At 57.6% G+C, this 24,874-nt stretch carries 25 protein-coding genes; 14 read left to right on the top strand and 11 right to left on the bottom strand.

The genetic code is table 11. The annotated features are described in order from the left end of the window. Window positions 1–7: 7 nt before the first annotated feature. Together Q0915_RS19570 and nth are read right to left on the bottom strand one after the other, a co-directional pair. Window positions 8–544, bottom strand: a complete 537-nt coding sequence (locus Q0915_RS19570; protein WP_299477522.1) for a GNAT family N-acetyltransferase — start codon at window positions 542–544, stop codon at window positions 8–10. Further along, on the bottom strand, window positions 541–1,356 hold the full coding sequence (gene nth / locus Q0915_RS19565) for an endonuclease III (RefSeq protein WP_299477518.1): 816 nt from the start codon (window positions 1,354–1,356) through the stop codon (window positions 541–543). Before nth ends, Q0915_RS19570 begins: the two co-directional genes overlap by 4 nt. Before the next feature lie 22 nt (window positions 1,357–1,378). Here nth and Q0915_RS19560 point away from each other — a divergent pair, with 22 nt between their 5' ends. Next, window positions 1,379–1,891, top strand: a complete 513-nt coding sequence (locus tag Q0915_RS19560) for a DUF2244 domain-containing protein (protein ID WP_299477516.1) — start codon at window positions 1,379–1,381, stop codon at window positions 1,889–1,891. 41 nt (window positions 1,892–1,932) lie between these two features. On the opposite strand, the gene Q0915_RS19555 is transcribed toward Q0915_RS19560, so the two are convergent. From Q0915_RS19555 to mutS, 3 genes are all read right to left on the bottom strand, one after another. After that, window positions 1,933–2,442, bottom strand: coding sequence for a hypothetical protein (locus Q0915_RS19555; protein ID WP_299477513.1), 510 nt, complete (start codon window positions 2,440–2,442; stop codon window positions 1,933–1,935). 55 nt (window positions 2,443–2,497) lie between these two features. Continuing rightward, window positions 2,498–3,685 (bottom strand): MFS transporter, encoded by a 1,188-nt coding sequence (locus Q0915_RS19550; RefSeq protein ID WP_299477510.1) that lies wholly within the window; start codon window positions 3,683–3,685, stop codon window positions 2,498–2,500. An 83-nt stretch (window positions 3,686–3,768) separates the two neighbouring features. Continuing rightward, window positions 3,769–6,489, bottom strand: coding sequence for a DNA mismatch repair protein MutS (gene mutS / locus Q0915_RS19545; RefSeq protein WP_299477508.1), 2,721 nt, complete (start codon window positions 6,487–6,489; stop codon window positions 3,769–3,771). A gap of 135 nt (window positions 6,490–6,624) precedes the next feature. On the opposite strand from mutS, the gene Q0915_RS19540 reads away from it, so the two are divergent. Both Q0915_RS19540 and Q0915_RS19535 read left to right on the top strand, forming a co-directional pair. After that, on the top strand, window positions 6,625–8,907 hold the full coding sequence (locus tag Q0915_RS19540) for an NADP-dependent malic enzyme (protein ID WP_299477505.1): 2,283 nt from the start codon (window positions 6,625–6,627) through the stop codon (window positions 8,905–8,907). 162 nt (window positions 8,908–9,069) lie between these two features. Beyond that, window positions 9,070–9,357, top strand: a complete 288-nt coding sequence (locus Q0915_RS19535; RefSeq protein ID WP_299477502.1) for a GIY-YIG nuclease family protein — start codon at window positions 9,070–9,072, stop codon at window positions 9,355–9,357. Between the two features lie 262 nt (window positions 9,358–9,619). Here the strand turns inward: Q0915_RS19535 and Q0915_RS19530 are convergent, their stop codons facing one another. Then, window positions 9,620–10,396, bottom strand: coding sequence for an alpha/beta hydrolase (locus tag Q0915_RS19530; protein ID WP_299477499.1), 777 nt, complete (start codon window positions 10,394–10,396; stop codon window positions 9,620–9,622). Window positions 10,397–10,548: 152 nt separating this feature from the next. On the opposite strand from Q0915_RS19530, the gene Q0915_RS19525 reads away from it, so the two are divergent. Further along, complete coding sequence (locus tag Q0915_RS19525; RefSeq protein ID WP_299477496.1) at window positions 10,549–11,193, top strand: phosphoribosylanthranilate isomerase; 645 nt, start codon at window positions 10,549–10,551, stop codon at window positions 11,191–11,193. 41 nt (window positions 11,194–11,234) lie between these two features. Beyond that, entirely contained in the window at window positions 11,235–12,440 is a 1,206-nt protein-coding gene (gene trpB / locus Q0915_RS19520) for a tryptophan synthase subunit beta (RefSeq protein ID WP_299479111.1), read from the top strand. 142 nt (window positions 12,441–12,582) lie between these two features. Here the strand turns inward: trpB and Q0915_RS19515 are convergent, their stop codons facing one another. Then, complete coding sequence (locus Q0915_RS19515) at window positions 12,583–12,819, bottom strand: hypothetical protein (protein WP_299477493.1); 237 nt, start codon at window positions 12,817–12,819, stop codon at window positions 12,583–12,585. A gap of 263 nt (window positions 12,820–13,082) precedes the next feature. Between Q0915_RS19515 and Q0915_RS19510 the strand changes: the two genes are divergently transcribed. From Q0915_RS19510 to Q0915_RS19485, 6 genes are all read left to right on the top strand, one after another. Continuing rightward, window positions 13,083–13,253, top strand: a complete 171-nt coding sequence (locus Q0915_RS19510) for a hypothetical protein (RefSeq protein ID WP_299477490.1) — start codon at window positions 13,083–13,085, stop codon at window positions 13,251–13,253. 158 nt (window positions 13,254–13,411) lie between these two features. Next, complete coding sequence (trpA, locus tag Q0915_RS19505; RefSeq protein ID WP_299477487.1) at window positions 13,412–14,245, top strand: tryptophan synthase subunit alpha; 834 nt, start codon at window positions 13,412–13,414, stop codon at window positions 14,243–14,245. Window positions 14,246–14,326: 81 nt separating this feature from the next. Continuing rightward, window positions 14,327–15,301, top strand: a complete 975-nt coding sequence (gene accD, locus Q0915_RS19500; protein WP_299477484.1) for an acetyl-CoA carboxylase, carboxyltransferase subunit beta — start codon at window positions 14,327–14,329, stop codon at window positions 15,299–15,301. A 148-nt stretch (window positions 15,302–15,449) separates the two neighbouring features. Next, complete coding sequence (locus Q0915_RS19495; RefSeq protein WP_299479108.1) at window positions 15,450–16,766, top strand: folylpolyglutamate synthase/dihydrofolate synthase family protein; 1,317 nt, start codon at window positions 15,450–15,452, stop codon at window positions 16,764–16,766. 34 nt (window positions 16,767–16,800) lie between these two features. Further along, on the top strand, window positions 16,801–18,063 hold the full coding sequence (locus Q0915_RS19490) for a hypothetical protein (RefSeq protein ID WP_299477481.1): 1,263 nt from the start codon (window positions 16,801–16,803) through the stop codon (window positions 18,061–18,063). 11 nt (window positions 18,064–18,074) lie between these two features. Then, window positions 18,075–18,437 carry an endonuclease domain-containing protein gene (locus tag Q0915_RS19485; protein WP_299477478.1) on the top strand — a complete coding sequence of 121 codons (363 nt, stop codon included), beginning with the start codon at window positions 18,075–18,077 and terminating at the stop codon, window positions 18,435–18,437. A 190-nt stretch (window positions 18,438–18,627) separates the two neighbouring features. Here Q0915_RS19485 and Q0915_RS19480 read toward each other — a convergent pair whose 3' ends face one another. Both Q0915_RS19480 and Q0915_RS19475 read right to left on the bottom strand, forming a co-directional pair. Continuing rightward, window positions 18,628–19,545 (bottom strand): bifunctional helix-turn-helix domain-containing protein/methylated-DNA--[protein]-cysteine S-methyltransferase, encoded by a 918-nt coding sequence (locus Q0915_RS19480; protein ID WP_299477475.1) that lies wholly within the window; start codon window positions 19,543–19,545, stop codon window positions 18,628–18,630. A gap of 83 nt (window positions 19,546–19,628) precedes the next feature. Beyond that, complete coding sequence (locus tag Q0915_RS19475; protein WP_299477472.1) at window positions 19,629–20,072, bottom strand: Lrp/AsnC family transcriptional regulator; 444 nt, start codon at window positions 20,070–20,072, stop codon at window positions 19,629–19,631. 127 nt (window positions 20,073–20,199) lie between these two features. Between Q0915_RS19475 and rocF the strand changes: the two genes are divergently transcribed. Next, window positions 20,200–21,141: an arginase gene (gene rocF / locus Q0915_RS19470; protein ID WP_299477469.1), complete on the top strand. Its 942-nt coding sequence runs from the start codon at window positions 20,200–20,202 to the stop codon at window positions 21,139–21,141. 113 nt (window positions 21,142–21,254) lie between these two features. Next, complete coding sequence (locus tag Q0915_RS19465; protein ID WP_299477466.1) at window positions 21,255–22,340, top strand: ornithine cyclodeaminase; 1,086 nt, start codon at window positions 21,255–21,257, stop codon at window positions 22,338–22,340. Window positions 22,341–22,440: 100 nt separating this feature from the next. Here the strand turns inward: Q0915_RS19465 and pyrF are convergent, their stop codons facing one another. Together pyrF and Q0915_RS19455 are read right to left on the bottom strand one after the other, a co-directional pair. Then, entirely contained in the window at window positions 22,441–23,169 is a 729-nt protein-coding gene (gene pyrF, locus Q0915_RS19460) for an orotidine-5'-phosphate decarboxylase (protein ID WP_299477463.1), read from the bottom strand. Between the two features lie 69 nt (window positions 23,170–23,238). Next, window positions 23,239–24,087 (bottom strand): SDR family NAD(P)-dependent oxidoreductase, encoded by an 849-nt coding sequence (locus tag Q0915_RS19455; protein ID WP_299477460.1) that lies wholly within the window; start codon window positions 24,085–24,087, stop codon window positions 23,239–23,241. A gap of 181 nt (window positions 24,088–24,268) precedes the next feature. Here Q0915_RS19455 and hisB point away from each other — a divergent pair, with 181 nt between their 5' ends. Continuing rightward, a complete protein-coding gene (gene hisB, locus Q0915_RS19450; RefSeq protein WP_299477457.1) occupies window positions 24,269–24,862 on the top strand; it encodes an imidazoleglycerol-phosphate dehydratase HisB in 594 nt (197 codons plus the stop codon). Window positions 24,863–24,874 lie beyond the last annotated feature (12 nt).

The raw sequence follows: 24,874 nt of genomic DNA, 5'->3' as shown, positions 1-24,874 counted from the left end.
GGTTTGACTAGGCGCTTCTGTTGAAATGAAACAGAAAATAGTCGGACATATCGTCATACGTGGCGAGATACCTGCGCCCTTCAGCAACAAATCCCAATTTCAGCAGAAGTCTGGCTGATCGCGCATTCTCTATATGCGTTATCGCGCAGAGCCGCTCGAGGCTCGTGTTCTTCCTGACATGATCCAAAACCGCCTGTGCGGCTTCAAGGGCATAGCCCTGTCCGCGGTTTTTCTCGCAAAACGCATATCCAAGATCGGGATAATCCAGGTCATCGCGCACCACGAGACCGCAGGCTCCGAGCGGCTCACCTGTCTGCTTATGCTCTACCAGCCAGAGACCAACCCTGTGCTTTTCGAAATGCGCAAGCGTCTTGTTCTCAATGTAGCCGGCAGCGTCCGCGTCGGTTCGAATGCCCCGGTCGGCGATGAAGCGATGATAGTCAGGCTCGTTCATCATCTGCCGGTAGAAGGGGGCATCATCTTTAGTCGGCAAGCGGAAGACCAGGCGTTCGCTCTGGGGAAAGGGTCCGTCAGGAAGGGTCACGCAGCACTTTCCCTTTCAATCATCGCTTTGGTGCGAAGGGCGATCTCCGGCACGGCGTCGAACTTTTCCTTTTCCGGGCTTTTGCAAAGGTCATAGATCACACAGCGCCTGCACTCCGGTTTTCGCGCCTTGCAGATGTAACGGCCATGCAGGATCAGCCAATGGTGCGCGTGAAGGGAAAATTCCTTCGGAACCGCCTTTTCCATGGCCTTTTCGACATCGAGTGGCGTTTTTCCAGGGGCGATCCCGATCCGGTTTCCCAGCCTGAAAAGATGCGTGTCGACTGCTATTGTCGGGTGTCCAAAAAAGATGTTCAGGACGACATTCGCGGTTTTGCGGCCGACCCCGGGGAGTTTCTCAAGCGCTTCCCTGTCTTCGGGAACGTCGCCCTTGTGATCGCGGATCAACTGTTCGGAGAGCAGGACAACGTTCTTGGCCTTGTTCTTGTAAAGCCCGATCGTCCGGATTTCATCGCGCACCCGATCTTCACCGAGGTCGACCATTTTTTCGGGCGTGTCAGCAATCTGGAACAGGTTCTTGGTTGCCCGGTTGACGCCCACATCGGTTGCCTGGGCAGAGAGAACGACCGCCACAAGCAGCGTGTAGGCGTTGACATAGTCAAGTTCGCCTTCCGGTTCCGGATTGTCCGCGTGAAACCTTTTAAAGATGGCGAAGGCCTCGGCCTTGCTGTAACGCGACCGTTTCAGCACCTTGCCGGGATTGTCGACGGAAGGCGTTGTTTTCTTGGTCTGCTTTTCCTTTGCAGGCCGTTTTGGGGCTTTGCGTTTGGCTGAGCTCTTTGCTTGGGTCATGAACTCTCTATAATCAATCCTCATGAGCGAGAACAATCCGAAACCCGAGAATAGTTCCGGGGAAGACAAAGATCGGCCTTTTTTCACCGCGATCCTGACACCGCACAGGTCGCTGGGCCCAAACGGCTTCATGATATTGATGCTCTGTTTCGGCGCCGTCAGTTTCGTCGCCGGTATTTTGTTCTGGAGTATTGGCGCCTGGCCCGTCTTCGGTTTCTTCGGGCTTGATATCGCCCTTCTTTGGCTTGCCTTCCGGATGAACTATCGCTCCGCGAAAACCCATGAGGAAGTTGTGGTTTCCCGCAGCGAACTGATCATCCGCAAGGTTGGACCGGGCAATCGCTTCCAGGAATTCAGGTTCAATCCCTTCTGGGTGCGGCTTTCGGTAGACCGCATCGAGGACGAAGGCGTCGTGAAGATCACGCTCACCAGCCGCGGTGAAAACGTTGACCTCGGAAACTTCCTCAATCCTGATGACAGAACCAGTTTCGCCGGTGCGATTGCCAATGCGCTCGCAGTGGCGAAGGCTGGCTGAGTTTGAAGTCCAGCAGACTCAAGGCAAGAAGAAATACTGAACTAGTCCTTGCTTCCGAGAAATGGATTGCTGAAGTCGATTGGCTCGTTCGTCATAACATCGTAGTGACGGAAATCGTTTCCCTCATTGAGTATCCGCGCCAGACGAGACTCGAATTGGATACGATGAAAACTGAATTCAATGGAACCAAAACGGCTTAAACAAGCCGAAAGTTTGTATTTGTTCCCTGCCCCTGAAACAAAAATTCCATAGATATTGTCCACTCCCGAGCCATTCGCATGAAACTGGGTCTGGTTGATAAATTGTTTTGCGCCATTTTTCTTTTGAAAATCGCCTATGTCAAAGAACCTAAATCTTGCGAACTCTCTGTCGCAGAGTTCTGAATTGGCGTGCGCCGCGTATTCCTCAAAAGTCTTGGAGAGTATATTCGGTTCTGTGAAAACAACTAAATCAATGCGTGCGCGTTCAGCATCCAAGGAAAACTCGAGGACAGGACATTCTTCCAGCTCCTTTAGTCGAAATAGATTCTGATCTCTTTTGAGCTTTGTCACGTACCCCGACCTTTTTTGTTTCATTTTCGCTCGCCGTCGCAAAGGCCGGTGGTGCTTAGGCTTTGTCTTCCACCGGCGCTGGTCTGACCTTTTGAGTGGCGACAAGCACGGCGAGCGCTGCAAATGAACTGAAGGCAGCAACGTAGAGCACTGTCTTGAAGTCGGTCACGCTCGCAATGATGCCCATAGATACACTGCCGATCATGCCGCCTAGGAAAAGGCTGTTCATATAAACCGCCGTTGCCCGGCCCGGCCGGTCCGGCGCAAAGCTTTGAACGAAACTGATCGAAACGCCTGCAAACAATCCATAATAGGTGCCTTCCAGAACGGAAACCGCGACGACCTGCCAGACGGCGGTAACTTCCGCAAAAAGGAACATGCTGATCCCAGCCAGACTTGCGGAAATGAGCAGGACCTTGCGCAAACCGATTGTTTCAGCCAGTCGAACCGACCCGAAAATCACGAAGATCTCGACCAGGCATTTGACCGAGAGGGACAGGCCGGGCGTATAGCCCGGCAGTCCGGTTTCTTTCACAAAGAACAATGGCATGGCGGAGACGAAAAGCGTATTGGTGATCACGAATCCCAGGCAGGTCGCTCCTGCAATCAACAGGCCCCAATTGATCGGTGACGTGTCTTTGTTGCCGGACGTTTGACGGGTCGATCTGAAGCTGTGCGGGACGGCGGCATAGCCGAGAAAGAGATAAAGCACACCCACGCCGAACGCAGTGACAAACGCGGTCGCAAATCCAAATTCGGAAACCAGCAGGAACGACACGGCCGGTCCGATCATCCAGGCAAGGGAAACCATCATTCGCAGCCAGGAATTGACCCTCACCACGTCCAGCTGGTTGCGTTCCGCATAGAGCCTGCAAAATGTGAAGATCGTGCCGGATCCCATATTGCTCAGCCCCATCAACGGCGCGACCAGCAGGATCAACATCAAGAGGCTGGAGACCTGGGTAAGGAGTGCCGTTACCAGAATGAACGCGCAGATGGAGATGAGCAGCAGGCGCTTTACCGGAAAGCCATGATCCAGCCTTTCACCGGCCCAGCGGTTTGCCATCAACGTGAGCGGCATGACCAGTCCGGTATAAAGACCGACCTGCCAGGGGGAGGATCCCAGGCCTTCGACGATGAAGAAACTCATCAGCGGAATCAGCGAGGACGTGCCCAGACTGTTGGTGAATTGCAGCAGCAGGATCAGCAATGCCTGCCGGGGCAATTGCGCGAGGGAATTCATGACCGGAATGAGCCGCGTTCGAGGGCTATGAAAGGATCGACAGACTAATCCGGCTTTTCGGAGAGGTCACGTAAAAAGCGAATTCAATCATCCTTGCCCGCATGTAGTGTTTTCAGCTGGTAAAGCGCTTCAAGCGCTTCCCTCGGGGTCATGTCATCGGGATTGATGTCCGTGAGCGCACTGGAAAGCGGGTCCTGCTCTGCGTCTTGAACGGCAGCAGGAGGTGGCGACGCGACAATGTTGGCAAAGAGCGGCAGTTCGTCGATCAGGCTTTCCGCAGGCGACCGCCGGTCCTGCTCCTCCAGCTGGCTGAGGACCTGTTTGGAGCGCTCAACGACACTGGCCGGCAGGCCCGCGAGTTTCGCGACCTGAATTCCATAGGAACGGTCGGCGGCTCCGGCGACGATTTCGTGCAGGAAAATAACCTCGCCATTCCATTCCTTGACACTCACTGTCGCATTCGACAGCCGGTCGAGTTTCGCAGAAAGCGCGGTCAGCTCGTGATAATGCGTTGCGAACAGCGCCCGGGACTTGTTGACCTCGTGCAGGTGCTCGATCGTTGCCCAGGCGATGGACAAACCGTCAAACGTTGCCGTGCCGCGCCCGATTTCGTCGAGAATGACCAGCGACCGGTCGCCCGCCTGATTGAGAATTGCGGCCGTTTCGACCATTTCGACCATGAAGGTCGAGCGACCCCGCGCCAAATCGTCGGCGGCACCAACCCGCGAAAAGAGGCGGTCGACAACACCGATATGCGCTTCCGCGGCGGGCACGAACGATCCCATCTGGGCAAGGACCGCAATCAGGGCATTCTGGCGCAGGAACGTCGACTTACCGGCCATGTTCGGGCCGGTGATCAGCCAGATACAGCCTGTCTCGCCAGACGACTGCGGGCCCAGATCGGCATCGTTGGCAACGAAGCTGTCACCGCCGGACATCTTGAGCGCTCGCTCCACAACGGGGTGCCGTCCTCCCTTGATGTCAAATGCACGGCTGTCGTCTACAAGAGGCCGGGAGTAACTCTCTTCCTGAGCAAGTTTGGCAAGAGCGGCCGACACATCCAGGATCCCAAGGCCTTGCGCAGCGGCCTTGATGGCATCGCTGGCATCGATGATTGCCTGGGCCAGCGTATCGAAAATGTCCATTTCGATCGACAGCGACCGCTCGCCGGCACTTGCAATCTTGGATTCCAGATCGGCCAGTTCCGTGGTGGTGAAGCGCATCGCACCCGCCATCGTTTGCCGGTGAATGAACCTGGCAGGGTCGGCAGTCAGCTTCTCAGTCTGGGCTGTCGGCGCTTCGATGAACCATCCCAGCACATTGTTGTGCTTGATCTTGAGTGACCGCAGGCCAAGCTCTTCGGAATAATCCGCCTGTAGTTTTGCGATCACCTTGCGGCTTTCATCCCGCAACGACCTCAGCTCATCAAGATCTGAATTGTAGCCGGTGGCGACGAAGCCGCCGTCCCGCTTCAACAGAGGCGGTTCTTCCTTGATGGCGGCAACGAGCTCTGCGCCAAGCTCATGTGGTGCCATTTCCAGGCTTGCGCGTGCCGCTGCGATTTCCGCAGGTATCTCTCCGCTTCCGGTCTGGTCAAGCACGGCTCTTGCAGCTGAAAGTCCTTGTGCGATCGCAAGAATATCGCGCGGGCCACCCCGGTTAAGTGCAATCCGTGAGAGCGCCCGCGCCATATCGGGCGCACCCTTCAAAGTCTGGCGCAATCCTTCCCGCATGATTTCGTTGGTGAGAAAAAACGCAACGGAGTCGTGCCGGTGCTGGATGGCATCGACATTCACAAGGGGCCCGGCGAGACGGCTTGCCAACAGGCGGGATCCGCCGCCTGTTACGGTCCGGTCGATTGTGGCGAGCAGCGACCCCTGCTTTTCGCCGGAAAGCGTACGCGTCAGCTCAAGATTGGCCCGCGTTGCCGGATCGATCAGCATCCGCCCGGCGCCTGCTTCGCGCACCGGCGGGTCCAGCGGCGGGCGTTCGCCCAATTGTGTCCGTTCGATATAGGACAGGATCCCGGCAGCCGCGGATAGTTCCGCGCGGCTGAACGTACCGAAACCATCGAGCGTCTTAACGCCGAAATAATGGGCCAGACGGTCAGTCGCCGTGGAGCTGTCAAAAAACGCGCGCGGCACCGGTGACAGGGCACCGCCCGACTGTTCGGCAAGGAGACGCACTTCGCTTTCCTGCAACAGGCTATCGGCCAGGATCAGTTCTTTCGGGGACACTTGAGCCAGGTCGGCTGCAAGACGCTGATGGTCGGTCTCCGAAACCTGAAACGATCCGGTGGACATGTCGATCCAGGCAAGACCGTAGACCGCGTCCCCGGCAAGTGAGCCGCCGCGCAAGCGGGCCAGAGCCATCAGATAGTTGTTGGCGCCTGCATCCAGAAGCCGTTCTTCCGTCAGCGTCCCGGGCGTCACAAGCCTGACGACGTCCCGGCGGACAACAGACTTCGACCCGCGTTTCTTCGCTTCCGCCGGGTCTTCAGTCTGCTCACAGACCGACACCCGGTGGCCTTTGGCAATGAGTTTCTGAAGATAGTCGTCCGCTGCATGCACCGGAACGCCGCACATTGGAATATCGGCACCCTGATGTTTGCCGCGCTTGGTGAGTGTTATGCCGAGTGCCTGCGAGGCGATCTCGGCATCATCGAAAAACAGCTCGTAGAAATCACCCATCCGGTAGAACAGGAGGCTGTCCGGATTGGCGGTTTTGATCTCGATGAACTGGGCCATCATCGGCGTTACTTTATGATCCGCCGGGGCCACCTTCTGCGCACTCTGTCCACTCATGCCAAATACGTATCAAACCTCGCCGGCCATTCCACAAAAGGGTTATGCCATCCCGGCTTGAGGCTTCATTTTCCAGGGGATAAGGTCAGGGTCCCGCCTCGTTAAGAAGTGCGACCGAGAGGAAACGCCTGCGCCATGTCCACTGACAAGTCTTCGCCGAAAACAAGTATCAGCTTCACCGACCAGGAAGCACTGCAATTTCACCAGCAGGGCCGCCCCGGCAAGCTGGAAGTCACGCCGACCAAACCGATGGCGACGCAGCGCGACCTGTCGCTGGCCTATTCACCCGGCGTGGCGGTGCCGGTGCGCGCGATCGCGGAGGATCCGAGCCGCGCCTACGACTATACGACCAAGGGCAATCTGGTCGCCGTCATCTCGAATGGTACTGCCATCCTTGGCCTCGGAAATCTGGGCGCTTTGGCCTCCAAACCGGTGATGGAAGGCAAGTCCGTTCTCTTCAAGCGCTTCGCAGACGTCGATTCGATCGACCTTGAGGTCGAAACGCAGGATGTCGAGGAGTTCGTCAATTCGGTCCGCTATCTAGGCCCTTCCTTCGGCGGAATAAATCTTGAGGACATCAAGGCACCTGATTGCTTCATTATCGAACAACGCCTGCGCGAGCTGATGGACATTCCGGTCTTTCATGACGATCAGCACGGGACAGCCATTATTGCGGCCGCCGGATTGTTCAACGCATTACACCTGACCGGGCGGGACATGAAGACCACGAAAGTCGTCTGCAACGGTGCAGGTGCAGCGGGCATTGCCTGTATCGAACTCGTCAAGGCGATGGGCATTCCGCACGACAACATCACTCTGTGCGATACCAAGGGCGTGATCTACAAGGGACGCGCCGAAGGCATGAACCAATGGAAATCTGCGCATGCCATCGAAACCTCCGACCGCTCGCTCTATGACGCGATGAAAGGGGCGGATGTCTTTTTCGGCGTCTCTGTCAAAGGCGCACTGACGCCGGACATGTTGCGTGTCATGGCACCAAATCCGATTATTTTCGCTATGGCCAACCCGGACCCGGAGATCACGCCGGAAGAAGCGGCTGCCGTCCGGGACGATGCCATTGTCGCAACCGGCCGGTCCGACTATCCGAACCAGGTCAACAACGTGCTCGGTTTTCCCTATATCTTTCGGGGTGCGCTCGATGTTCATGCGACGACTATCAACGATGAAATGAAGGTGGCCTGTGCGGAGGCGCTCGCCCAGCTTGCGCGCGAGGAAGTTCCGGACGAGGTTGCGGCCGCCTATCGCGGTAACCGGCCGAAATTCGGTCCTGAATACATCATTCCGGTGCCTTTCGACCCGCGCCTCATCCACGCCATTCCGCCCGCTGTTGCCCAGGCCGCCATGGATTCAGGCGTTGCCAAACGGCCCATCGTCGATATGGAAGCCTACAAGCATCAGCTTTCTGCAAGACGCGACCCGATCGCCGGAACGTTGCAACGCATCTTTACCAAGGTGCGCCAGCAGCCAAAGCGTGTCGTCTTTGCCGAGGGCGAGGAAGAACCGGTCATCCGTGCCGCTGCAGCATTCGTTGCACAGGGCCTCGGCGAGGCGATCCTCATCGGCCGCGAGGACGAAATCCAGTCCATGGCCGAACAGGCCGGTGTTGACATCGATCGCGCGGGCATCTCAATACAAAACGCGCGGCTGTCCGACCGGAATACCGACTACGCGCAATATCTTTATGGCCGTCTGCAGCGCAAGGGTTACCTGCTTCGTGACTGTCAGCGCATGGTCAACAACGACCGGAACTACTGGGGTGCCATCATGATCGCGCGCGGCGATGCCGACGCCATGGTCACCGGCCTAACGCGGAACTATTCCGTCGCGCTCGATACCGTAAAGGCAACCATCGATCCAAAGCCGGGTCACCGTGTCATCGGCGTTTCCCTCGTGCTCGTGCGCGGCAGGACTGTTTTGATTGCTGATACGGCAGTCATCGATATGCCCAACTCCGAAGAGCTGGCCGACATCGCCGAAGAAGCAGCGCACGTTGCCCGGAAGCTTGGTTATGAGCCGCGCGTTGCCATGCTGGCCTATTCCACTTTCGGTCATCCTCACGGAGAGCGTTCGGAGAAGGTCATCGAGGCAGTGAAAATCCTCGACCGGCGCCGGGTGGACTTTGAATATGACGGCGACATGGCCGCGGACGTTGCCCTCAACATGGACCGGATGTCTGCCTATCCGTTCTGCCGTCTCTCGGGCCCTGCCAACGTCCTTGTCATGCCGGCGTTCCACTCCGCGTCGATTTCCACCAAGATGCTTCAGGAGCTGGGCGGCGCGACGGTCATCGGGCCGCTTCTGACCGGATTCGACAAGTCGATCCAGATCCTGCCCATCGGCGCCAAGGACAGCGACATCGTCAACATGGCGGCAATTGCGGCATTCAACGTGTCTTAGGGTTGAAGATCACAAGAGGCGCAGGGGCCCTCCGATCCCGGCTCAGCGCTACGCTTGGCCGGGATGACGAAGGACAATTGAACTCAACATCGTCATCTCGGACGACTGAAAGGAGATCCGGGATCGGTGAGCCACAGAAGACCGTTTTGAACAGGAAAACCCTTGTCGGCCTGGGTCTACATTCTCGCCTCGCGACCCTATGAAACGCTCTATACCGGCGTCACCACGGATTTGAAGCGCCGGATATACGAACACCGTGAAGGCCTCGTTCCGGGCTTCACCGAAAAATACGGCATCAGGACACTGGTCTGGTACGAGAACCACCCGGAGATAGCCGCGGCAATCACCCGGGAAAAACAGATCAAACGCTGGCGGCGCCAATGGAAGTTCGACTTGATCGAAAAGATGAATCCCGCCTGGGAAGACCTTTATCTCACATTGAACCAATGATGTTTCTATTCATGAAACGAACGTCCGAGACCCTGAGAAACTGGAGTGATGGGCACAAATCGCAACGTGAATTTGCTCGTCAAACTGTTGGCATAGGGGCTCTCCGATCCCGGCTCAGCGCTGCGCTTGGCCGGGATGACGAAGGCTCTGACTGATTTCGTCATCCCGGACGACTGAAAGGAGATCCGGGATCGGTGAGCCTGCGCCCAGTTTTCTAAAAAGTAGACCGGCCTCGCTGGACGAAATGGCCACTTAACCGCCCTCACTCCTCTGCGATTGTCGTCAGACCGTCCGGAAGAGGGGTTTCCGAGAACCAGGCACGCAGGCTATCGGCGAAGAGCTCGGGTTCGCGGGCGATCCATCCGTGGCCGTGCCCGGGGATCACCCGCGCAGCGCAGTTCGGCAATTCGGATTGAAACGTGGAGAGCGATGAAAGGATTGCCGGGTGCTCGGATTCACCGGCGAGAACGAGCGTGGGCGTCATGACGTTGGAAAGGTCCGGCGACACGTCGAAATTCAGCGCCAGCGAGGTGATTTTCCGCATCGTGCTCGAGGTCGCGATGGGCTTGCTTCCCTTGAAGCTGACAAGGCTCGCGTCCGCAACGCCAAGCGACCGCGCCATTTTTTCGCGGTTTCGTTTGGAGTTCATCATCCAGGAAGACCCATGCATCAAGGCGCGTATGAAAACGGAAACGCGTATGGGATCATGTTGAAAACCGCTGAAAACGGCGTTTTTTACAAGATCCGGACGCCGGACCATAAGGCGGAATCCGATATACGACCCCATGGAAAGCCCGGCGAGATGTATCGGACCTTTGCCAAGACTTGATATGAGATTCGCCACCTCCTCGGCCGCCGCATCGAAGTCATGAACGGGAACCTGCCGGGAGTTTCCATGTCCTGGCAGATCCGGGCATACGCAATTAAAGTCAGGCAAAAGCTCCTGCGTTTTCCTCCAGATCCGCCCGTCAAAACCGGCTGCGTGAAGAAAAACGATGGTTGCTTGTTCGCGCTCGCCGGACTGGCTGTAGTGAAGCATGAATGTCAGCTCTCGGTTGTTACTGCGCACGGCGGCCCGGACCTGAAACCAGTTTGATCCGGTCCGAGCCGTCGCCTAACGCGCTTACGCGAGGCAATAAGCCTGAAATCCCCTTTTGACAAACCGCTCAACAGCAGCGATACCTCGATCCCATGTCTGATATTCAAGTCAAAATCTGCGGTCTGTCGACCGAGGAGACCATGGAAGCCGCGCTTGACGCTGGTGCGGATATGGTTGGCCTGATGTTTTTTCCCAAGAGCCCGCGGCACGTGTCTTTGAGCAAGGCCTGCAAGCTGGCTGACATGGCGCGCGGCAAGGCGGAGATTGTTGCGGTGACAGTAAACATGGATCCGGACGGATTGTCGCGGATCCGGGAACTTGTCGAACCCGACATTATCCAGTTTCACGGCTCGGAAGCCCCGGAAGCTCTGGCTGCAGCAAAGGTGATGCAGGGGACCAAGGTCATGAAGGCCCTTTCGGTCGAGGCGCCGGAGGATCTGGAACGCGCCGAATTCTACTCTATTGTTGCAGACTGGATCCTGTTTGACGCAAAACCGCCGAAGGATTCGGAGCTTCCCGGCGGAAACGGGGTCTCCTACGACTGGACATTGCTGAAGGACCTGGATCTTAAGAAGCCTTTCCTCCTGTCGGGCGGTCTTGACCCGGCAAATGTAGGCGACGCAATTCGCCAGAGCGGCGTTTCTGCGGTCGACGTTTCGTCCGGCGTTGAGCGCGAGAAAGGCGTCAAGGACAGCGACTTAATTCGCGCTTTTGTGGCGGCGGCCAAAAGCGCCTGATTTCCGGACGATCCGGTGTAAGGAGTAAACGCGTGAACGATATGGCGAACAGCATCCGGACGGGTCCGGACGATCGTGGACACTTCGGGATATTCGGCGGCCGCTATGTCGCCGAAACCCTGATGCCGCTGATCCTCGATCTGGAGCAGCACTACAAGGATGCCAAGAACGATCCGGCGTTCCACGCCGAGATCGAGACCCTGAACAAGCACTACACCGGACGGCCCTCACCGCTTTATTTTGCAGAACGTCTGACGGAAGAGCTGGGCGGCGCGAAGATCTATTTCAAACGCGACGAGCTGAACCACACGGGTTCACACAAGATCAACAATTGCCTCGGTCAGATCCTGCTTGCCAAGCGGATGGGCAAGACCCGCATTATTGCAGAGACAGGCGCTGGGCAACACGGCGTTGCAACGGCAACGGTGTGTGCGCGGTTTGGTCTTCCATGCGTTGTTTACATGGGCGCAACCGATGTCGAGCGCCAGAAACCGAACGTCTTCCGCATGAAACTGCTCGGCGCTGAGATCGTTCCGGTGACGGCTGGTGCCGGCACCTTGAAAGACGCCATGAACGAGGCGCTCCGCGACTGGGTCACCAATGTCGAAGATACCTATTACCTGATCGGAACCGCAGCAGGCCCGCATCCCTATCCGGAAATGGTGCGCGATTTCCAGTCGGTGATCGGCAAGGAATTGCGGGAGCAGATGCTGGAAGCTGAAGGACGTCTGCCGGATGCGCTTGTGGCAGCCGTCGGCGGCGGATCCAATGCAATCGGTCTGTTTCATCCATTTCTCGATGACAAGGACGTTAAGATCTACGGCGTCGAAGCGGGCGGTCGCGGCTTGGTCGGCGAAGAACACTGCGCGTCCCTGACGGCTGGAAAGCCCGGTGTCCTGCACGGCAACCGAACCTATCTCCTTCAGGATGACGACGGCCAGATTTTCGAGGGACACTCGATCTCCGCAGGATTGGACTATCCCGGCATCGGTCCGGAACATTCCTGGCTGAAGGAAATCGGCCGGGTTGAATATGTCCCTATCATGGACAATGAAGCGCTGGATGCGTTCCAGATGCTGACACGTGTCGAGGGGATCATTCCGGCACTGGAACCCGCCCATGCTCTGGCCCATGTCGTCAAGCTGGCACCGCAGATGGACAAGGACCAGATCCTTGTCATGAACCTGTGCGGCCGCGGCGACAAGGACGTTTTCGCCGTCGGGCAGATGCTTGGTTTCGAAATGTAACCTGTGCCAAATCGCACGAGGGACTGTGAAATAGCGTTTCGGGAAAATCTTGAAACAAAACTCGTCACCTTTCGCTTTGAAATCCGTGATTTCGGGCAGCGACAGGTGACCCAGCCTATTCACTAAATGCTTTAGCCGCGCGTCAGAGACGCGCGGTTTTGTTTTTGATGGGTTTGGATGTGAGCACGGCTTCCAGAAGAGCCAGCCTGCCACGTGCATCGAGCTGCGCGGATTGTTGCAGCAGTGCCGGATCGGTCTGTGCCTCCGCCCCGGCGTCGCCGGATGCGTCTTGATTTCCTCCAAGGTTGAATGCCCTGACCCGTTGCCAGATCAGTTCCCGAAGCGGAGTGGGAGCCGGTTCGAACAGAGAATGGGCCATTTTCAGCTCCTTATCTTTTTGATTTCATCTCGGTCAAGATAAGCGCACTTTGTGCACATTTGAACCTGCATTTTCTGCAAGTCAGTTAAGCCAGCTATGCATTTTTATAAGCCGCTTCAGGAGGACAGCGGACACGCAGCCATTCGGTAATGGGGGTGCTGCATTGCATTCTTGTGTGTTGTTTGCAGTGCAGCAATGTCTATGTTCGCTGCAGGACATGAATGGCGGTGCTCCGCTGTTCGACCAGGACGAAAGGAAACGAAATGAACATCGATCTTCTGACAGGTTTTGTCCGCGACATCCGCTCTGCTCGCCGCGCAGCGAACGAGTTTGAACGCCTGAACCGGATGAATTCAACCGAACTTGCACAGCTTGGCCTCGACCGTACCGAGATTTCCAGCTATGCATTCAACAAGCACTTCAATAAGCGCTAAGCAAGCAAACCCGGGCACCTGCTCAGGTTTTCGTTCGGATTTAAGCTTATTGCGCAATTGCCATGTTCTTGATTGACATGGGCTTGCCCGCTCCCCTACACCGCTCTGTGATTGAAATGAGCAAACGGGCCGCGTGAAAGCGGCAGGGGAAAAGCTGCATGACGGAAACGCGTATCGATCGCCGCTTCAAGGCTTGTGCGGAGGCGGGCCGGCCCGCCTTGATCACCTTTGTGACGGCAGGCGACCCCGATCTGGATACGTCCCAGGCGGTCCTCAACGCTTTGCCCGGAGCAGGCGCCGACGTCATTGAGCTCGGCATGCCCTTTTCAGACCCGATGGCGGAAGGCGTTCCGATCCAGCTCGGCAACCAGCGGGCCCTCGCGGCCGGTCAGACCATGGACAAGACGCTGGACATGGTGCGCAGGTTCCGCGAGCAGGACGACGACACGCCCATTATCCTCATGGGCTACTACAATCCCATTTACGTGCGTGACCCGAAGAAGTTCGTCCACGTGGCCAAAGAAGCCGGTGTCGATGGATTTATCATCGTGGACATACCGGCGGAAGCCGATGACGAACTCTGTATTCCAGCGCTCGAGGCCGGTCTGAATTTTATTCGTCTGGCAACGCCAACGACCGACGACAAACGTCTTCCGGCCGTTCTGGCCAACACTTCCGGTTTCGTTTATTACGTTTCGGTCACCGGTATTACCGGCGCGAATATTGCCGATACCGGCCAGGTCACGGCTGCCGTCAACCGAATAAAGGGGCACACCGAGCTCCCCGTTGCTGTCGGATTTGGCGTCAAGACCGCAGACCAGGCAGCGGTCATTGGCAAGGACGCTGATGGCGTTGTCGTTGGCTCCGTCCTTGTGAATGCAATTCGCGACAGCCTGGACGAGGCGGGCAAGGCAACGGAAGGCACCGTTCAGGCGGTTGTCGATGTTGTCGCCGATCTGGCTGCGGGCTGCAAACGCGCCCGCTCAAATTGATTGGGCCGATCAAATTGAAGGATTTCAGGCGAACCCCATATCTTCGCCTAGTCATTACTCAAGTAAACGGACGCGCGTGACGTGAACTGGATCAACTCTATCGTACGCCCCAAGATTCGCGACCTTTGGAAAAAGCGCGAAGTCCCGGAAAATCTATGGATCAAGGATCCTGAAACCGGTGAAATGGTGTTTCATCGGGATCTGGAAGCCAATCTCTGGGTCGTACCGAATTCGGGCCACCACATGCGCATGCCTGCCCGCAAGCGCGTCGAGGCTTTTTTCGACGATGGTAACTACACAAAAGTCGAAACTCCCGAGGTTCAGGCGGATCCCCACAAGTTCCGCGATTCCAAGCGTTATACGGACAGGTTGAAAGAGGCGAGATCCAAGTCCGGCGAAGACGAAGCCGTGATCGTCGCCCAGGGCAAGGTCAACGGCATGGACATGACCATTGCCGTTCAGAATTTCGATTTCATCGCAGGGTCGCTGGGAATGGCCGCCGGTGAAGCGATTCTCGCGGGAATGATGAAAGCAGCTGAAGACGGCACGCCTTTCGTCATGTTCGTCGCCTCCGGCGGGGCGCGCATGCAGGAAGGCATTCTCTCGCTCATGCAGATGCCGCGCACAACGGTGGGTGTGCAGATGCTTCGCGAGGCCGGCCTTCCCTATATCGTTGTTCTGACCAATCCGACGACTGGAGGCGTATCTGCCTCCTATGCGATGCTGGGAGACGTTCACATTGCCGAACCGGGTGCGCAGATCGGGTTCGCCGGGCGGCGCGTCATCGAGCAGACCGTGCGCGAAAAGCTGCCGGAAGATTTTCAGACCGCCGAATACCTGCTGGATCACGGTATGATCGATATGGTGGTCTCGCGTCAGGAACTGAAGGAAACAATCGCGCGTATTTGCGGTATCCTGATGAAGCGCGAAGTGGAGCTCCCAAAACTCGAGGCTGCGGAGCCCGAAGAGGCCGTCGAAGAGACAGCTGCAGAGGAAGCAGCTGAGGAGACGCCCAAGGAAGACAAGGACGCCCGGGAAGCCGAACCCGCCAGCTGACCTCTTGGACTGGAGCGCCGAATTTCCCTGATAGTGTCGCGAAAGCGGCATATTCCGACAAAACGAACGGGTCCGCTTGTCAAGCCGACAGCCTTCCCCTAAAGGCCGTAAAGAGCAAAACCGGATATAGGACCCTTCGGAGGGCACTCTGGATCAGATAACTAAAATTCTGGATCGGCTGCTTGCGCTACACCCGAAGGAGATTGACCTCTCCCTCGGACGGATGCACCGTTTGCTGGATGCGCTGGGCAATCCGGAGCACAGGCTTCCGCCGGTGATCCATGTGGCCGGGACCAACGGCAAGGGTTCGGTCACGGCGACGATGCGCGCCATTCTGGAAGCCTCCGGAAAGCGCTGCCACGTTTACACATCACCGCATCTTGTGTCGTTCAACGAACGCATCCGGCTTGGCACAGACGGGGCCTTCGTCTCGGATCCCGTCCTGTACGATGCTCTACATCGCTGTGAAGAGGCCAACGGCGGGGAAGAAATCACATTTTTTGAGATTACCACTGCGGCTGCCTTTCTGATTTATTCCGAGCACCCCGCAGATGTTCTCCTCCTGGAGGTCGGTCTTGGAGGCCGGCTTGATGCGACCAACGTTGTCGAAGATCCGGTCGCCACGGTAATCACGCCGATTTCGATGGATCACGAAAAATTTCTGGGAGACGACATTGCGGCGATCGCCCAGGAAAAAGCCGGTATCATCAAAGCTGGCATACCGGTGATCTCCGCCGCTCAACCCGAAGACGCTCTTCCTCCGATCATACGGCGTGCAGCGCGGCTTCGTGCTGCGCTCAAGATCCTGGGTCAGGATTTCGTGGCGCAATCTGATCAGGGGCGCATGGCATTTCAGGACGATGACGGGCTCATCGATTTGCCGTTGCCGGTTCTGGGCGGTGGGCATCAGTTGGACAATGCGGGTCTTGCAATCGCAACCCTCAAGGCAGCGGGACTGCTGCCGGATGAGAACATGATCGCGCTGGGCCTGAGGTCCGTCAATTGGCCCGGGCGCCTGCAGCCAATCATGAGCGGCCCTTTGCTGGACCTGTGCCCTCAAGGGGCCGAGGTCTGGGTTGACGGTGGCCACAATCCCGGTGCGGGTGTTTCCGTTGCCCAGTTCATGGGCGAACAGGAGGAGCGTTCGCCGCGCCCGCTTTACGTTGTGGCCGGGATGCTTACGACCAAGGATCCCGTCGGCTTCTTCCGGCCTTTCCATGGTCTGGTCCGTCACGTGGGCACGGTACCCATATCTTCGACCACAACCGCCAGGTCGCCGGAAGAGCTCGCGGATCTTGCAAGGTGTGCCGGGTTGGAAGCAACGCCCTTTCAATCACTGGACGCCGCGCTTGCGGATGTGGCAGCTTGTTCTAAAAAGGACGGCGAACCGCCCCGGATCCTGATCTGCGGTTCGCTTTATCTCGCGGGCGAAGCCCTGGCGCGGAACGGATCTGCTCCGGACTGATATCCTGCCGGGACCCCGAAAGGAGATCTGTTGGATGCACGTGTTCTCTAAATCCAGTGCCGTTCTTGCCGGCGTCATGCTGGGCGTCGCTCTTGGCATTCACCCGGCGAGGGCCCTTTCAGAACAATACGAAACGCCTCCCGAGCAGGATCCTGCGGTTGTTCTGCAGGGCAAGGAAAACGGTCCGGGCTACGCCGTCCTGTCTCCGGTCCGCAGCGACGGCTTTCTGCGGATCTATCAATTGCAGACGGAACAAGGCATTGAACAGATTGAAGGGGACGGCCTTCTCAAGTTACGTCTTGCGGAAATCAGGGTCCTGGTCGCGCTCGAAAGCCTGAAGAACGACGCCAGTTTTCTGGATGGTCTCAAGGAAGCTGCCAAGAAACCCGTCGATTTCGTCGAAAGCACCGTGACCGATCCGGTCGGAACCGCCAAGAGCACCGTGTCGGGCGTTGGCCGCATGTTCGGCCGGTTGACCAAGGGCGTTGAGGAAGCGGTATCGGGAAAAGGCGGCTCGCCCGCGGATCTGGCCAAAGCTATTACCGGTCAGGCCCGGGCCGAAAGGGAACTCGCCGTGGAACTTGGGGTCGATCCCTATACCTTCTACGCACCTTTATCTGAAAAACTGAACGAAACGGCGAGCGTGACAACAGCGGGAAGCTGGACCGTCACGGCAATCACCGCCCTGTTGCCGGGTGGCATGATCGTTTCTGCGGCGCGTCAGGCGGACAGCTTCCGGACCGTGATTGTCGACAGCACGCCGGCAGAACTGGGAGACCGCACCGCGGCGGCTTTCCGAAACGCCGGTGTGACAGAAGAGACAATTTCAAAAGTTGCCGCGAACCCGTTCTATACGGCGTCGGAAAAAGTCATCATGGCCTATCAGCTCCAGGCCATGCCGAGCGTTCAGGACCTTGATCTTGTTGCAGCCAAGGTGGCGGATGCCGAAAGCAGGGACATCGCCTATTTCCAGCTGCGCCGCATTGTCCTTCTGGAAACCTACAATCGGACAATCTCCGGATTGGGACAGATCCGGGAAGTGAACGGCATTCCGGTCGCGATCAGGCGCGACGGTCTGGCAGCCGTTGTGCTGCCGCTCGACATGGTCGCCTGGACCCAGACCGTTGCGCGCACCTTCTCGTCAATCCACGAGGGCATGGCCGGGTTGCCGTTCCCGCCTTCAGGTGTCGACTTCCTCATAACCGGCGACCTGACGCCCCTCGCCGCCGAACGCATCGCATCCTTCGGCTGGGAAATCACCGGAAACTATCCGATGCCGAAAGGGCCGGTTCACTAAGTGGGTATGTCTTGTCACCGACACGAATCAGCGAAAGAACTCGGCGCCTGGCCCATGGTCTGAGGCTCAACCAGACGCAAGGCGAAAAGAGACTTTGGCGCGTTTTGCGTGAACTCAAAACAGAAGGAGTTCATGTTCGAAGACAAGCACCAATTGGATCATATGTCGCCGATTTCGCCATCTTCTCGCGCAAAATCATTGTTGAAATTGACGGAGATGTGCATTCGCTGACAGATCAAATAGATCACGATAGAGAGCGAGATGCGTGGCTTAGCTCTGAAGGTTTTGAAGTGGTACGCTATTCGTCTGCACAGGTTTCTGAGAATCTTGAAGGCGTTGTGCTGGATATCAGACGAAGACTCGATCTGGAGTAAGCAAGTACCCCCACCCCTAACCCCTCCCCACAAGGGGGAGGGGGACAACGCTCTGCCATTCAATACGACACATTTGAACAAAGAGGGTTTCAGCAAGTGACTGGCAGCGCCGCATGTCGAGGTTAATCCCCCTCCCCCTTGTGGGGAGGGGTTAGGGGTGGGGGTTCCAGCCTTCTGGTAATTCGCTCGCCTAAACACACTCCAGAACCGGCCCTGCCAGTCCGGTTTCCCAGCCGAGGATCGCGCGCTTGCGGGTGAGGCCCCAGTGATAGCCGCCGATCTTGCCGCCCTTGGCCAAAACCCTGTGGCACGGCACAACAAACGAGATCGGATTGCGCCCGACGGCGGATCCAACGGCACGCGAGGCCTTCGGTTTGCCGATCGACGCTGCAACGTCCGAGTAGGTCGTCGCCTGACCCATCGGAATCTTCAACAGGGTCTGCCAGACCCTGATTTCGAAATCCGTTCCGATCATGACGACATTGAGCGGCTGGTCCTCTTGCCACCTGGCGGGGTCGAAGACACGCTTCGCATATGAAGCGGTCGCATCCTGGTCATGGCTGTAGCTTGCTGACGGCCAGCGCTCGCACATATCAGCCAAGGCCGCTTGTTCTTCCCCCGGATCGGCGAAACCGAGACCGGCGAGGCCCTTGTCGGTAGCCATGATCAGGACCTGCCCGAACGGCGAGGGATGGAAACCATAGGCGATTTTCAGGCCTTCGCCCCGGGCTCGATAGTCGCCGGGCGTCATGGCTTCATGGGTCACGAACAGATCATGCAGGCGGGAAGACCCTGACAGGCCGACTTCGTAAGACGCGTCAAGGACGCTGGCGGAATCGCGCAGGAGCGCCTTGGCATGATCCAGTGTGATCGCCTGCAAGAACTGTTTGGGCGTCAGGCCCGCCCAGCGCGAGAAAACACGCTGCAGCTGGATCGGTTGCAGATCCGCTTCTTTGGCGAGCTGCTCGAGCGTCGGTTGTTCGCGCCAGTCTTCGGTGATCCGCTTGAGGGTCTGGCGAACGACAGCATAGTTTTCAGCGGCTTCTTTGCCGACCGAGATCGGTTCCGGTTTCGGTGTGAGGCTGGAAAGATCGATTGCCTTGGTCATGTCGAACTCATCGCTTGTTCGGTTTCGATCTTACTTTAGGAAGCGTCCGGCAAAAGAGCGACCCGTTTTGCGAGGCTCAGGATCTATCGGTTCGGCATGACCGCCGGCCCCTTTCGCGTGTTGAGCAGCAAATTGGTTTCCGAACCAGTGATGCCTTCGATCAGCCGAATGCGATTGAGCGCATCGTCGAAGGCGGCAAGGTCCCGTGTCGCGACATCGAGAACAAGGTCCCATTTGCCGTTGGTCGAATGAATGGCGCGGACTTCCGTCATGGCTCCCAAGGCGCGGATCACCGGGTCCGTATTGTGTCCGTCGACAACAAGCAGTGTCACGGCACGGATCGGCAAATCACGCCAATCATCGCGCAAGACGGCGGTGTAGCCGAGGATTTCGCCCGTTGCCTGAAGCTTTTCCATACGGGAGCGGACTGTCGCGCGGGACACCTTCAGATCACTTGCCAGATCGGACACCGAACGGCGGCCATCGTGACGAAGTAGCGAGATGAGTCGAAGATCTAGATCGTCCATTTTATCATTTTGAATAGCCTTGCATATCAATTTGATAAAACAGACTGCTCATTTGATCAAGTCACGGGATTTACTCCGCCGCTGGCATTGCCCACATTTGCCGGATCGAAAGCATATGGAGTGAGCCGTGAACGTTGCCAGAAAAAAAATCGTGCTTGTCGGCGCACCGGTTGATGACGGAGCGGGCCAGAAAGGCTGTCTGATGGGCCCCGATGCGTTTCGTACGGCAGGTCTTTTGGAGCAGTTGAAAGCGTTGGGCCACGACGTTCTGGACCATGGCAACCTTCAACGTGCTGACGTTGGCGCGCTCCAGGCGCCAAACTCCGTTTTGAAGAACTTCCGGTCTTATGCCGGCTGGACGCGGGCGCTTCACGCCAAATCCCACGAACTCGGGCTGCAGTCGGTTTTCCCGATTTACCTCGGCGGCGACCACGCGATGGCGGCAGGCACAGTCTCCGGTCACGCGCGCGCTGCAGCGGAACGCGGCCGACCGCTGTTTATTCTGTGGCTCGATGCGCACTCCGACTTTCATACATTCGACAGCACAGACAGCGGCAATCTCCATGGTACTCCACTGGCATTCGCCTGTGGCCTGCCCGGATTCGACGGTCTGCTTGGCGAACCGCTTCAACACCCTCTTAGTCCGGAAAATGTCGAAATTCTTGGGGTCCGCTCCATCGATACCGCCGAGCGCGAGATGCTGCTCAGCCAAGGTGTTGGTGTCAGCGACATGCGCCGGATTGACGAAGAGGGTATAGGATCGCTTCTGAAACCGTTCCTCGACCGGGTGAGAGCCGTAAACGGCCTGCTGCATGTCAGCCTCGACGTCGATTTCCTGGATCCGGAAATCGCACCTGCGGTCGGAACCACCGTACCGGGCGGGGCGACCTTCCGCGAAGCCCACCTGGTGATGGAAATGCTGCATGACAGCGGTCTGGTGACCTCGCTCGATCTTGTCGAACTGAACCCGTTTCTCGATGACCGCGGAAAAACCGCCCGCCTGATGGTCGACCTGACAGGCAGCCTGTTCGGGCGCCGTGTCTTCGACCGTCCGACACGAAGCTTCTAGAGCGTCGTGTGTTCAAGAGAACACACGAAGATGCTCTATCACTTTGGAATCGATCAACTTTTGGATGTTCAATCGGTTCCAGTTGAACGTCCGTTGATCTGGAGGAAGATAAAATGACCGCCGCGAACCACAATCCAAAGCCATCGGAATTGGCCTATGTGCCCTTCGTCAGTGTCGACAACATGATGCGCAACATCCGCGCAATTGGCGTGGAGAAGGCGCTTGTCGGGATCGCTGACTATATCGAACAGGACTTCCTGCGCTGGGAAAGCTTCGACAAGAAACCGCGCATTCCGGCGCACGCTCCGCAAGGTGTGATCGAACTCATGCCGACCAGCGACGGCGAGATCTTTGGCTTCAAATACGTCAACGGACACCCGCAGAATTTTCGCGACGGTCTGCAGACCGTGACCGGATTTGGCGTGCTCTCGGAGCTTTCCACCGGATATCCGGTTCTTTTCACCGAAATGACGATCCTGACGGCCCTGCGCACCGCCGCAACGTCGGCTCTGGCAGCGAAATATCTTGCGCCGAAGGGATCGAAGACGATGGCGATCATCGGCAATGGCGCCCAATCCGATTTCCAATGCCTGGCTTTCAAGGAAATGCTCGGAATAACCGAGATCCGGGCATTTGACATCGATCCGGAAGCCAGCATCCGGCTGGCGCGGAACATGGCCAATTCCGGACTGAACGTGACCATCTGCAAGACGCCTGAAGATGCCATCGAAGGCGCGCAGGTCATTACAACGGTGACCGCCGACAAGAAATACGCAACGATCCTGACCGACAACATGGTTGGCTCGGGCGTTCACATCAATGCGATCGGCGGCGATTGTCCCGGCAAGACGGAATTGCACAAGGATATTCTCCTGCGTTCCGACATCTTTGTTGAACTCCCGGAGCAGACGCGCATCGAAGGCGAGCTTCAGCAACTGCCCGAAGACCATCCGGTGACCGAGCTTTGGCAGGTTTATGCGGACAAGGCGCCCGGCCGGACTTCAGACAACCAGATCACCCTCTTCGACAGCGTCGGTTTCGCAATCGAGGATTTCGCGGCGCTTCGCTACGTGCGCGATCTTCTGCCTAAGACCGGCCATTTCGAGAAGCTGGACCTGCTGGCAGATCCGGACGATCCGCGTGACCTCTACGGGATGGTGTTGCGGTCCTCCGCTGCCGGCGACAATCAAGCGGCATGACAAAATAAAGACCGCGTTTCCTGACTTGCCACCGCGATTGCGGTGGCTTTTTCTTTGTGGGTACGGCCGTCAGGGATAGGTCCAATCGTCGGATCAGAGACTACTGTAGCGCCGCCGTAATTTCCTCGACCACTGCATCTGCTGCAGCACCCGGGTCGTCGGCCTTGCTGATCGGCCGCCCGACGACGAGGTAATCGCTGCCGGCTTGAATTGCGTCTGCCGGGGTCATAACCCGGCGCTGATCGTCGGCTGCGCTCCCTGCCGGGCGAATTCCGGGTGTGACGATAACAAGGTCTCCGCCCAGGATCGGCCTCAGCTTTTCGGCCTCCGTCGCCGCGCAGACAATGCCGCCCATTCCGGCTTCACGCGCATCGCGTGCACGCGCTTCGACCAGATCGGCAACCGGTCCGCGATACCCTGCAGCCACCAGATCGTCCTCGTCCATGGACGTCAGCACCGTGACGCCAAGCAGGCAGAGGTCCGGATTGCCCTCTTCCATCAGTCCGCGGACAGCGGCGCGCATGGTCTTTGGATAGGCGTGCAGCGTCATGAAGGTCATGCCCATCTTGGCAACGTTTTGCACGGCCTTGGTAATGGTGTTGTCAATGTCGTTGAGTTTGACGTCGAGAAAGATCTTCTTGCCACTCGCCGCCAGATCTCGCGCAAACTCGAGTCCGCCGGCAAATTGCAGTTCCATGCCGATCTTGTAGACACCGACCTTTCCCTCGGTCTGGCTGACAAGCTTTTCCGCTTCCTTGAGGGTCGGGACATCGACGGGAAGCATCAAACGATCAAGCGCGGTCTTCGGGGCGAACGGGCTGGTCGGCATGGAGCGGGCTCCTTTCAGGACAGGGGGAAAGCGCCCCGTCCATACCATTCCGGTTGTCGGAAGACCAGACTACGTCTTTCCGGTATTCTCAAATTCCGCGAAGGCCTCTTTGTAGTCGGGATGCCAGCGGGAGAGAGGCGGCCGGTTTTCGATGATGTCTCCAACAGCCCATTCGGCGCGGCGCTTGTCGCGTGTGCTGTCGACATCATTGTCAGGGCAAAGGATATAGAAGTCGCCTGTCGTCATGCGCTCGATGAAGTGGTCAACGGTCTGTTCGCTGGTCCAGGCTGCTGCCGGTTTTTCCGGCAGGAAAGACGAAATCATGCCGGTGTAGGTAAAGCCGGGCACGAAGAGGTGTACGGAAATCGGTGCGCCTGCCTCCCGCAGTTCATGTGCAAGCTGCTCGCTCAGCACTTTCACGGCCGCCTTGGTCGCGTTGTAGCCGGGGTTGCCGGGCGGGGTCGTGATGCCCTGCTTGGATCCTGTGTTGATGATGACCGACGGGCGTCCTGCCTCGATCATGCGCGGCGTAAACGCCTGAACGCCCCTGAGCACGCCGAAGAAATTGACGTCCATCATGCGTGTCCAGGCGTCGTAGTTTTCCCAGCACTTCGATGACGTGCCGATGCCGGCATTGTTCATGAGAACTGCAACAGGTCCGGTTCTGAACACGGTCTCCGCCAGCTGTTCAACCTGTTCCATGTCGCTGACATCGGTTGGAACGGCGATCACGGCGGCGTTCGGATTCGCGGCCTTGCGAACGTCCTCTGTTGCCGCGTCCAGCTTCTGTCCGGGCAGATCTGCCAGGATAATCCCAAGCCCCGCTTCGGCGAAACGGGTGGCCGCGGCAAGACCGACGCCGCTTGCGGCTCCGGTCACGACCGCAAGGCCACCTTCTGCAACAGCTTCCTTGAACATGAATGCGCCTCCTGAAACCGAACTTTTGGGACCGAACATTGTATCAGACCAAAAAGTCGGCGAAATCGGCACGTTTGTCGAGCGGTCTCGCAAAGCTCTGCTTGCACGTCGCTATTTCATTAGTCGGTTCAGGCTGCTACAACACCGCCGGTTCCGCACTTAAAAGCAAGGACAGCAGCTAATGCGCACAGCGAGTGTATCGCGCGACACCAAGGAAACCCGCATCTCCGTTGACATAAATCTCGACGGAACGGGCAGCTATGACGTTCAAACAGGTGTCGGTTTTTTCGATCACATGCTGGAACAACTGTCGCGCCATTCGCTGATCGACATGAAGGTGCGCGCCGAGGGCGACACCCATATCGATTTTCACCACACGGTCGAAGATACCGGTATCGCGCTCGGCCAGGCAATTTCAAAGGCGCTGGGCGACATGGCAGGCATCACCCGCTATGCCGACACGCATCTTGCCATGGATGAAGCGTTGACGCGGTGTGCACTGGATGTGTCGGGCCGACCGTTTCTGGTCTGGGACGTGACGTTCGATCGTGACAAGGTCGGAGACTTCGACACCGAGCTGTTTGAGGAATTTTTCCGCGCGTTCGCCATGAATGCCGGCATCACTCTTCATATTGCCAATCTTTACGGGTCTAACTGCCATCATATCGCGGAAACCTGCTTCAAGGCTGTTGCCCGCACTTTGCGCAAGGCCATCGAAATCGATCCGCGCCAGGCGGACCGCGTTCCCACGACGAAGGGCCAGCTGGGCGGCTAGAAAACGGATTGG

Origin of the sequence: uncultured Roseibium sp., assembly GCF_947494555.1 — a bacterium.
GTDB lineage: Bacteria > Pseudomonadota > Alphaproteobacteria > Rhizobiales > Stappiaceae > Roseibium.
This window is presented reverse-complemented; position numbering and strand designations above follow the sequence as displayed.